Source organism: Roseburia sp. OM02-15 (assembly GCF_003481835.1).
GTDB classification, from domain to species: Bacteria; Bacillota; Clostridia; order Lachnospirales; family Lachnospiraceae; genus Eubacterium_I; species Eubacterium_I ramulus_A.
In genome coordinates, this window is the sequence record NZ_QULX01000053.1 from 1 (window position 1) to 292 (window position 292).

1 pseudogene is annotated in these 292 nt (G+C 41.4%); it reads left to right on the forward strand.

The annotated features are described in order from the left end of the window. Window positions 1-215 (forward strand): annotated as a pseudogene (locus tag DXB15_RS16755) (hypothetical protein); the annotation flags it as partial. Between the last annotated feature and the right edge of the window lie 77 nt (window positions 216-292).

Sequence of the window (292 nt, forward strand, 5' to 3'; positions counted from 1 at the left end):
CACCCACTGCTTATTGCTTTTCGCAATTGAAGCAGGGGACTTACTTGATTCGGTTAAACCGTCAGAGAAGCGTATTCCCGAGCGATACAGCTCTTTTAAAGGCTTTATACCTTGCTACATTTGAAGCAACGAAAAAATGGACTACAACGATTCGGAACTGGGCACAGGTATATGGAGAATTAAGTATTATGTATGAGGGTCGCTTGCCCGAATAAGGAATTTAACGGCAGGTTAAGACAGGCGGATTTTTCGCCTGCTCTTGACATGCAAATTTATAGCTGATATATATAAA